Source organism: Bacillus sp. R45 (genome assembly GCF_021729365.1).
Taxonomy (GTDB): Bacteria; Bacillota; Bacilli; order Bacillales; family Bacillaceae; genus Bacillus; species Bacillus velezensis.
The window spans coordinates 1-10,000 of the sequence record NZ_CP091421.1 but is presented as its reverse complement, the minus strand read 5'-3'; the positions used below and the strand labels follow the sequence as shown (position 1 = coordinate 10,000).

7 protein-coding genes and 1 rRNA gene (1 of these 8 cut by a window edge) are annotated in these 10,000 nt (G+C 45.7%); all 8 read right to left on the bottom strand.

The genetic code is table 11. From position 1 onward, the window contains the following. Window positions 1-650: ribosomal RNA gene (locus L3V45_RS00040) — 16S ribosomal RNA — on the bottom strand; it reaches 900 nt to the left of the window's first position. A gap of 297 nt (window positions 651-947) precedes the next feature. Further along, window positions 948-3,407, bottom strand: a complete 2,460-nt coding sequence (gyrA, locus tag L3V45_RS00035; RefSeq protein WP_004392898.1) for a DNA gyrase subunit A — start codon at window positions 3,405-3,407, stop codon at window positions 948-950. Between the two features lie 215 nt (window positions 3,408-3,622). Next, complete coding sequence (gyrB, locus tag L3V45_RS00030) at window positions 3,623-5,539, bottom strand: DNA topoisomerase (ATP-hydrolyzing) subunit B (protein WP_004392900.1); 1,917 nt, start codon at window positions 5,537-5,539, stop codon at window positions 3,623-3,625. A gap of 59 nt (window positions 5,540-5,598) precedes the next feature. Further along, a complete protein-coding gene (gene remB, locus L3V45_RS00025) occupies window positions 5,599-5,844 on the bottom strand; it encodes an extracellular matrix regulator RemB (RefSeq protein WP_004392908.1) in 246 nt (81 codons plus the stop codon). A 17-nt stretch (window positions 5,845-5,861) separates the two neighbouring features. Then, window positions 5,862-6,974 carry a DNA replication/repair protein RecF gene (gene recF, locus L3V45_RS00020; protein ID WP_014304178.1) on the bottom strand — a complete coding sequence of 371 codons (1,113 nt, stop codon included), beginning with the start codon at window positions 6,972-6,974 and terminating at the stop codon, window positions 5,862-5,864. A gap of 15 nt (window positions 6,975-6,989) precedes the next feature. Then, window positions 6,990-7,205 carry a ribosome maturation protein RlbA gene (gene rlbA, locus L3V45_RS00015; protein WP_004392910.1) on the bottom strand — a complete coding sequence of 72 codons (216 nt, stop codon included), beginning with the start codon at window positions 7,203-7,205 and terminating at the stop codon, window positions 6,990-6,992. A gap of 134 nt (window positions 7,206-7,339) precedes the next feature. Beyond that, window positions 7,340-8,476, bottom strand: a complete 1,137-nt coding sequence (gene dnaN, locus L3V45_RS00010; RefSeq protein WP_236837211.1) for a DNA polymerase III subunit beta — start codon at window positions 8,474-8,476, stop codon at window positions 7,340-7,342. Between the two features lie 183 nt (window positions 8,477-8,659). Next, entirely contained in the window at window positions 8,660-10,000 is a 1,341-nt protein-coding gene (dnaA, locus tag L3V45_RS00005) for a chromosomal replication initiator protein DnaA (protein ID WP_004392913.1), read from the bottom strand.

The following is a 10,000-nucleotide window of genomic DNA, read 5'->3' as shown; positions in this document are numbered from 1 at the left end:
GTTTCCAATGACCCTCCCCGGTTGAGCCGGGGGCTTTCACATCAGACTTAAGAAACCGCCTGCGAGCCCTTTACGCCCAATAATTCCGGACAACGCTTGCCACCTACGTATTACCGCGGCTGCTGGCACGTAGTTAGCCGTGGCTTTCTGGTTAGGTACCGTCAAGGTGCCGCCCTATTTGAACGGCACTTGTTCTTCCCTAACAACAGAGCTTTACGATCCGAAAACCTTCATCACTCACGCGGCGTTGCTCCGTCAGACTTTCGTCCATTGCGGAAGATTCCCTACTGCTGCCTCCCGTAGGAGTCTGGGCCGTGTCTCAGTCCCAGTGTGGCCGATCACCCTCTCAGGTCGGCTACGCATCGTCGCCTTGGTGAGCCGTTACCTCACCAACTAGCTAATGCGCCGCGGGTCCATCTGTAAGTGGTAGCCGAAGCCACCTTTTATGTCTGAACCATGCGGTTCAGACAACCATCCGGTATTAGCCCCGGTTTCCCGGAGTTATCCCAGTCTTACAGGCAGGTTACCCACGTGTTACTCACCCGTCCGCCGCTAACATCAGGGAGCAAGCTCCCATCTGTCCGCTCGACTTGCATGTATTAGGCACGCCGCCAGCGTTCGTCCTGAGCCAGGATCAAACTCTCCGATAAAGTGTTTGACTGACTACGCACATCGCTGTGCGATTTATTTAAAACTTTGAATTAACAGGTACGTTTTGTCTTGTTTAGTTTTCAAAGAACTTTTTCGCCCCTCTCGAAGCGACCTCTTAATCATAACATTTTCAGTTTGCTAGGTCAATACTTTTTTAAAAAATATTTTCGCTAGGCTTGCCTTTCTATTAAAAAGACAACAAAAAGAATTATATCAGCATCATCACCATGTGTCAAAGCTTTTTTTCATTTCTTTATATAGTAAAAGCGCAGCCTGTTGCAGCTGCGCTTTTACGTTTATACTTCTTCCGTTTCTTCCGGCTCTTCTTCATTCTTTTCGACAAGCGCCACAGTGGCTACATGCTCTTGATCAGACATGCGGATCAGACGGACGCCTTGTGTTACGCGTCCCGTAGTGGAGATATCATTAATATCCATTCTAATTAACACGCCGCTTGCCGTAATAATCATTAAGTCCTCTTCGCCTTTTGTTGCTTTCACAGTTACTAACGGACCGTTGCTGTCAGTGATTTTACATGTTTTAAGGCCTTTTCCGCCCCGGCTTTGAACTCTGTATTCTGAAGCCGGTGTGCGTTTACCGTAGCCGTTTTCTGTCACTATGAGGACATGGGAGTCTTCTTCAAGAATCTCCATGCCTACAACGACATCATCGTCTGTCAGCGTGATGCCTTTAACACCCGCAGCTGTGCGTCCCATTTGTCTTACATCTTCTTCAGGGAAACGGATCAGCAAACCGTTCTTCGTTCCGATGATGATTTGTTTCTTGCCGTCAGTCAGGCGGACGGCCATCAGTTCATCGTCTTCCCGGAGACCCAGGGCGATCAGACCGTTATTCCGTATATTCGCAAACTGGGACAGTGCCGTACGTTTCGACACCCCTTGTTTGGTCGTAAAGAAGAGGTATTGCTCCTCATCAAACGTGCTGACCGGAATAATGGCATTAATCCATTCGCCTTTTTCAACTTCCAGAAGGTTAATAATCGGAATGCCTTTTGCCGTACGGCCGTATTCAGGGATTTCATATCCTTTAGAACGGTATACCTTCCCTTTATTAGAGAAGAACAGAATCGTATCGTGCGTTGATGTGGAAATTAAGTGTTCCACAAAGTCATCTTCATTCGTTCCCATTCCCTGTACGCCTTTTCCGCCCCGTTTTTGGCTGCGGTATGTGGACGCCGGGAGACGTTTAACATAGCCGTTATGGGTCAGTGTGATGACGATATTTTCTCTCTCGATAAGATCTTCATCTTCAATTGTTTCAAGACCGGACGTCACGATTTCAGTGCGTCTCTCATCATTGAAACGCTCTTTGATTTCATTAAGTTCTTCACGGATGATCTCAAGAACTCTTTCTTCATTGGCTAAAATATCTTTCAGCTCAGCGATAAGCGCAACAAGTGATTGATATTCCTCTTCAATCTTTTCGCGCTCCAGACCGGTTAATCGCTGAAGGCGCATATCCAGAATAGCTTGCGCTTGTTTTTCAGTCAGTGAGAATTGTTCGATCAAACCCGTTCTCGCAATTTCAGCCGTCTGGGAATTGCGGATAAGAGAAATAACGGCATCTAAATGATCGAGAGCAATTCTTAAACCTTCCAGAATGTGAGCTCTCGCTTCCGCTTTGCGGAGTTCGTAAGCCGTTCTGCGCCGGATCACAACCTTTTGGTGATCAAGATAATGCTCCAGACATTGTTTCAGGCTTAGTACCTTCGGCTGTCCGTCAACGAGCGCCAGCAGGTTGATTCCGAAAGACGTCTGCAGGGCCGTTTGTTTGTACAGGTTATTCAAAATGACGTGAGCATTGGCGTCACGGCGGATCTCAATGACGATTCTCATTCCGTTACGGTCGGATTCGTCTCGCAGATCGGTAATTCCTTCGATTTTTTTGTCCCGGACAAGATCCGCGATTTTTTCAATTAATCTCGCTTTGTTCACCTGATAAGGAAGTTCCGTGACAATAATTCTTTCTTTTCCCGATGAAGTCTCTTCGATTTCAGCCTTAGCCCGGATCGTGATTGATCCCCGTCCGGATTCATATGCCTTGCGGATGCCGCTCCGGCCCAAAATCTGACCTGCAGTCGGAAAATCCGGGCCCGGGATGTATTCCATCAGCTCCTGGTTTGTAATCTCAGGATTCTCACTTACGGCAAGCACGCCTTCAATGACTTCCCCAAGCTGATGCGGGGGAATGTTTGTCGCCATTCCGACCGCAATACCGGCAGCCCCGTTTACGAGCAGATTCGGAAATCTCGAAGGCATGACGGCAGGCTCTCTTTCTGAACCGTCATAGTTATCTTGATAGTCAATCGTGTCTTTCGTAATGTCACGCAGAATTTCCATTGCGATTTTTGACATTCTCGCTTCTGTGTAACGCATCGCGGCCGCTGAGTCGCCGTCAACCGAACCGAAGTTGCCGTGTCCGTCAACAAGCATGTAGCGGTAGTTAAAATCCTGCGCCATTCTGACCATTGATTCGTAAACCGCTGAGTCACCGTGCGGGTGGTACTTACCGATAACTTCACCGACGATACGGGCAGATTTTTTATATGGTTTGTCACTGGTCATGCCTAAATCATTCATTGCGTACAAAATCCGTCTGTGAACCGGCTTCAGACCGTCACGCACATCCGGAAGCGCCCGGGATACGATAACGCTCATTGCATAGTCCAGGAAGGATGTCCGCATTTCCTGACTGATATTGACTTCACGTACTTGTGGTGTGTTTTGTTCACTCATTAAAAAAACCTCCCTGAAGTATCACATGAAATAATGTGGGAGTAGATTGTCCATTATGATCTTCAATACGATTTCACTATTCTCCATTATATCAATAAACTTGTGTTTATACACATTAATTTAGTAGAATATACGGGTTTTGCGGGTTTTCAGAGGCTTTAGAAGCCGCTTTGAGAAAAAAGCCTTATTTCTTAACGAAAATAAGGCTTTCTTGGTTAAATATCAAGATTTTTCACGTATCTGGCGTTTGCTTCTATGAAGTTTCTCCGCGGTTCTACTTTGTCACCCATCAGCATTTCAAAAGTCTCGTCAGCGTCCATTGCATCTTCAAGATTGACTTGCAGAAGCGTTCTGGTCGCAGGGTCCATTGTCGTTTCCCAAAGCTGAGTCGCGTTCATTTCTCCAAGACCTTTATAACGCTGGAGGCCGGGCTTAGGTGATTGCGGAAGCTCTTTTAACAGCTCATCAAGCTGCTTATCGTTATAAGCGTATTCCACCCGTTTTCCCTGCTGCACTTTATAAAGCGGCGGCTGGGCAATGTAGACATAGCCGTTTTCGATGATTTCCCGCATGTATCTGTAGAAGAACGTTAATAAAAGCGTTCTGATATGGGCGCCGTCAACATCGGCATCCGTCATGATGACCACTTTATGATAACGCGCTTTTTCAAGATTAAAATCTTCTCCGATTCCTGTTCCGAGGGCCGTGATCATTGATCTGACCTCATTGTTTGAGAGAATCTTATCAAGTCTGGCTTTCTCAACGTTCAGAATCTTACCGCGCAGCGGCAGAATGGCTTGGAAATGACGGTCCCGTCCCTGTTTCGCTGATCCGCCCGCAGAGTCACCCTCTACGATATACAGCTCGGAAATGCTCGGATCTTTAGAAGAACAGTCCGCCAGTTTGCCCGGCAGATTGGAAATCTCAAGCGCACTTTTGCGCCGGGTCAATTCCCGGGCTTTTTTCGCCGCCATCCGCGCTCTTGCGGCCATTAAACCTTTTTCAACGATTTTGCGGGCTGAGTCCGGATTTTCAAGAAGGAATGTTTCCAGCGCAGAAGAAAACAGCGTATCAGTGATCGTTCTCGCTTCGGAGTTGCCGAGCTTGGTTTTCGTCTGCCCTTCGAATTGCGGATCAGGGTGCTTAATTGAAATAATGGCAGTCAGCCCTTCTCTCACATCATCTCCGCTTAAATTCGGATCATTTTCTTTGAAAATCCCTTTTCTTCTTGCATAGTCGTTTATGACACGGGTCAGACCGGTTTTAAATCCGGCCTCGTGCGTGCCGCCTTCGTATGTGTTGATATTATTTGTGAAAGAATAAATATTGCTTGTATAGCTGTCGTTGTATTGCAATGCAACTTCAACCGTTATGCCGTCTTTCTCGCCTTCGATATAAATCGGCTCTTCATGAACGACTTCTTTGGAACGGTTTAAGTACTCAACATAGCTTTTGATTCCGCCTTCGTAGTGGTACTCGTTTTTCCGTTCTTGTCCTTCACGTTTGTCTTCAATCGTGATGTTTACGCCTTTTGTCAGGAAGGCCAATTCCCGGACACGGTTTGAAAGCAGATCATAGTCATATACGGTTGTTTCTTTGAAAATTTCCGGGTCCGGAACGAAGTGCGTAATCGTTCCGGTCTTATCAGTTTCGCCGATCACTTCAAGATCGGCCACAGGTACACCGCGCTCGTACGCCTGATAATGGATTTTGCCGTCACGATGAACCGTAACGTCAAGAGTGGTCGACAAGGCGTTTACGACGGATGCCCCTACACCGTGAAGACCGCCGGATACTTTATATCCGCTTCCGTCAAATTTACCGCCGGCGTGGAGAACGGTCATGATGACTTCAACCGCAGGGCGGCCCATCTTCTCTTGGATACCGACCGGAATTCCGCGCCCGTTGTCCTTAACGGTAATGCTGTTATCTTTTTCAATCTCGATGTTAATATCTGTACAATAACCGGCCAGGGCTTCGTCAATACTGTTGTCGACGATTTCCCACACCAAATGGTGAAGGCCTTTGCTGTTAGTTGATCCGATGTACATCCCCGGTCTCTTTCGAACAGCTTCCAAACCTTCTAATACCTGTATCTGATTCTCATCATAACTATTTTGCTGCTGTTCCATAGCCATGCACATTCACCTACACTTTTCTTAAACGATAATATATTCATTGTAAAGATCCGCTAAGAATCTATTTCTAACATAAATTGCGCACGTTTCTTCAGTGTGCCGGAAGATAAGGGAGAGTAATATATATTCTCAGTCGTGACTACGATAGACTTTGGCGTGCCGTTTACGGACGGCACTACTTTTTCTTTCTGTCTGTCCAGAAATTCTTCAACGATCGGCGATACATTGACCTTGCAGTCAAAAATGCCGACGATATCGCGGGTTGAAACGACAAAGTCGTCACCTAAATGAATATACAATCGCTCACCTCATTTCTTCACTTCACTAACGCACCGTTTTCCACACGGAACATTCCTGCTTGATGTAAGGTATCGTGGTCAATGCCATCCACGCTCGTCGTGGTGACAAATGTCTGCACACGGCCTTGGATCGTATGAAGCAAATGGGACTGTCGGTAATCATCCAGCTCGCTTAGTACATCATCCAAAAGTAAAATGGGGTATTCTCCGATTTCTTCATGAATCAAATCTATTTCAGCCAGCTTCAGAGACAAAGCCGTCGTACGCTGCTGTCCCTGCGAACCGTAAGTCTGCACATCGCGTCCGTTCACATAAAAAAGGACATCATCCCGATGCGGTCCGAATAATGTGACGCCTCGTTCTATTTCTTTTTCTTTTAATTTCGAAAAAGACTCCTGGTAGCTGTTACCTATTTTCGACAAATCTTTGGGATCTGATACATCAAGCGCCGTGTGATACTTAAGCGTCAGTTCTTCAATTCCCCGGGAAATGCCGGAATGGATCGGCTGCGCCCATTTTTCAAGCTGCGCCGTAAACTGCAGACGTCTGGCGACAACTTTTGCGGCTGCTTCGATCAGCTGATCAGTGAGAACGTCAAGCATGGTCCGGTCAGTCTGTTTCCGGCTTTGCAGCTGTTTCAGAAAATGATTCCGCTGTGAAAGGATTTTTTGATAAAGAGATAAATCATACAGATAAACGGCAGAAACCTGACCGATCTCCATATCGAGAAATCTTCTCCTCACCTGAGGGCTTCCTTTGACGAGATTTAAATCCTCAGGGGCAAACATAATGGTGTTCAGCGCTCCGACATACTGACTGAGTTTTTGCTGCTCTATATGATTGACCTTGCCCTTTTTACCTTTTTTGGAGATGACAAGCTGCATCGGGATGTCCCCGTTGCGCTTCATCACTCTTCCTTCTATTTTAGCATAGTCTTCGTCCCACCGTATAAGTTCTTTGTCATTTGAGGTGCGGTGTGATTTTGCCATCGAAAGGACATAGATGGCTTCCATCAGATTGGTTTTGCCCTGGGCATTTTCCCCGATGATCACATTCACCTTGTTTTCGAATTGAAGCTCAGCGCGCTCATAATTACGGTAGGATGTTAATTCTAAATTTTGGATATACAACCGCTGTCACCCGCTTTAATTGACGACTTGAAATGAACCAAATCCTTCAATCGCGACCACGTCTCCAACGTAAAGCTTTCTGCCGCGGCGATTGTCAGGTTCATTGTTGACAGTCACCTCATGCTCGCTCAGAAACCACTTCGCCATGCCGCCGGACTGAATCACATCGGCTAATTTTAAAAACTGGCCAAGCGTAATCATTTCTGTATCAATCGAAATCGGATTTGCCATAATATCGACCTCTTTCAAATATCACTAATATCTAATTGTACTAAAAAATCCTGAAATAAGGAAAGGGAAAACTTGAGGGAGCGGCTGATGAATAGAAAAGCTGCCGAACTAAGCCGGCAGCACATTCTGTTTGATTAATACGTTCTGACCGGAAGGATGAGCTGAACGATGGTCTCATCATTCGGCGTACGGATAAGAAACGGTCTCATCGCTCCCGTAAAGCTGATACGGATGTCCGCTCCTTCAAGTACTTTCAGTGCGTCCATCATATATTTTGGACTGAATGAAATATTTAATTCCTCGCCGTCAATCTTGTCTGCCAGCACAGCTTCGACCACTTTCCCGATTTCCGGAGAATTTGATGAAATCTCAAGCGAATCCGCCGGTTTGGCAGAAAGTTTTACAACGTTGTTGCGGCCTTCTCTCGCCAATAAAGAAGCACGGTCTATCGCCTGTAAAAATTCCTTCGTGTTCACGACGATTTCCGTTTTGCTTTCCTGCGGAATTAAGCTGGTCGTGTCCGGATAGTTTCCGTCAAGCAATCTTGAGAAGAACAATACGTTTTTCGCTTTGAACAGAACTTGGGTTTCTGTAATGACGATATCCACCAGCTCTTGGCTGTCATCAAGAATTTTGCTCAGCTCGGTTAAGCTTTTCCCGGGAATGACCACGTTATAAGAGCTGTCTTCCGGAATATCAAGCTTCGCCTTTCTTAAAGCGAGTCGGTGGCTATCCGTGGCAGTGCATAATAATTCACTGTTTTCAACTTTCCAGTTTACACCTGTCAAGATAGGGCGTGTTTCTGAGGCGGACACAGCGAACACGGTTTGGCGGATCAGGTTTTTCAAAAGATCCGTCGGAATCTGAATGGCGTGATGCTCTTCGATTTGCGGTAGATGCGGATATTCATCTGCATCAAGGCCGTTTAAATTAAATTCGGCTTTTCCGGAACGGATAATCGTTAAATATTGATTTTGAACTTCGATTTCAACAGTCGCCATCGGCAGTTTTTTAACGATTTCGCTGAAGAAACGCGCTTGCAGCACGATACTTCCCGGCTGATCGATCGTCACGATTTCTTTATCATCATCTTCTTTCGGAATGAATGACTCAATTGAAATATCAGAGTCACTTCCTGTGAAAGATACTCCTTCATCTGAGGCGACGATCTTAATACCGGTGAGAATGGGAATTGTGGTTCTGGATGAAACGGCTTTTAGAACGTCTTGTACACTTTCGACTAACCGATCTTTTTGAATCGTAAATTTCATGTTTATCCTCCTAACGGATAATATAATTAATATATTTTAAAAATAGCAGTAGTAATAGTAGGGCCTGTGGATTTGTGGATAAGTTGTGAAAAAGACAGGAAACACAGCCTACCCACATGTGGACAGACTGTGCATGGCTATGAAAAAGTTATTCACACTTTCCCCGATTCATCCGAGGGCACATTATTTAAGCAGTTCTTTTATTTCTTTCACCTGCTGCTGAAGCTGCTCGTCATCAATCAGCAGTTTTGAAATCTTTTCGTGGGCGTGAATGACGGTTGTATGGTCTCTCCCGCCAAATTCTTCCCCGATTTTAGGCAAAGAAGAATCCGTCATTTCTCTTGAAAGATACATCGCAATTTGTCTTGGGAAAGCCACAGATTTCGTACGCTTTTTCGCTTTGAAATCTTCAAGCTTAATGTTGAACTGCTGTCCGACAATCCGCTGAATCTCTTTTATCGTAATGACCTTCGGCTTAGAAGACGGAATAATATCTTTCAATGCTTCTGCAGCCAGGTCTGCGTTAATGTCTTTATTGATTAAGGATGAATAGGCGACAACCCGGATTAATGCCCCTTCCAGTTCGCGGATGTTGCTGTCAATCTGATTGGCGATGTAAAGCATGACCTCGTTCGGAATATCAAGGCCCTCCGCCTTCGCTTTCTTTCTCAGAATGGCAATCCGCGTTTCCAGATCCGGCGGTGTGATATCTGTAATCAATCCCCATTCGAACCGCGAACGCAGGCGGTCTTCAAGGGTCGGGATCTCTTTAGGCGGTCTGTCACTGGAAATCACGATTTGTTTGCTTTCTTCATGAAGCGTGTTGAATGTATGGAAAAACTCTTCCTGTGTTTGTTCTTTTCCGGCTAAAAATTGAATATCATCTATCAAAAGTACATCAACGTTCCGGTAGCGGTTGCGGAAATCAACGGCTTTATTATCGCGGATTGAGTTGATGAATTCATTTGTGAATTTTTCAGAAGACAGGTACACCACTTTGGCTGAAGGATTATGATCAATGACATAATGGCCGATCGCGTGCATTAAGTGGGTTTTTCCTAAACCGACTCCCCCGTATATAAATAAAGGGTTGTACGCTTTAGCGGGTGCTTCCGCCACAGCCAGTGATGCTGCATGGGCGAATCGGTTTCCCGATCCGATGACGAATGTGTCGAATGTATATTTCGGGTTGAGCATGCTTTGGGGAAAATCAGACGGTTCCTCTTTTGCCGCTTTTTTCACTTGCGGTTTCGGCAAAAAGTCTTCTTCGTCCTGATTTTGAGGAATGACAAATTTGACGCTCAATTCTTCCCCGGTTAATTCATATATGGTATCTGCAATGAGATGTAAGTACCTGGACTCCAGCCAGTCTCTGGCAAATTCATTGGGAGCGGTGATGGTTAAGGTATCTCCTTGCAGCGAATGGGCTTTCGTCGACTTCATCCAAGTTTCGAAACTCGGTTTGCTTAGCTTTTTCTCAATTTGAGCTAGAGCTTGATTCCAAAGATCCAATATATTCTCCAT

What these genes read in the sequence shown, in the direction of transcription:
- gyrA (WP_004392898.1), bottom strand. Translation starts at nt 3,407, where the DNA reads ATGAGTGAACAAAACACACCACAAGTACGTGAAGTCAATATCAGTCAG.
- rlbA (WP_004392910.1), bottom strand. Translation starts at nt 7,205, where the DNA reads ATGGCAAATCCGATTTCGATTGATACAGAAATGATTACGCTTGGCCAG.
- dnaN (WP_236837211.1), bottom strand. Translation starts at nt 8,476, where the DNA reads ATGAAATTTACGATTCAAAAAGATCGGTTAGTCGAAAGTGTACAAGAC.
- gyrB (WP_004392900.1), bottom strand. Translation starts at nt 5,539, where the DNA reads ATGGAACAGCAGCAAAATAGTTATGATGAGAATCAGATACAGGTATTA.
- dnaA (WP_004392913.1), bottom strand. Translation starts at nt 10,000, where the DNA reads ATGGAGAATATATTGGATCTTTGGAATCAAGCTCTAGCTCAAATTGAG.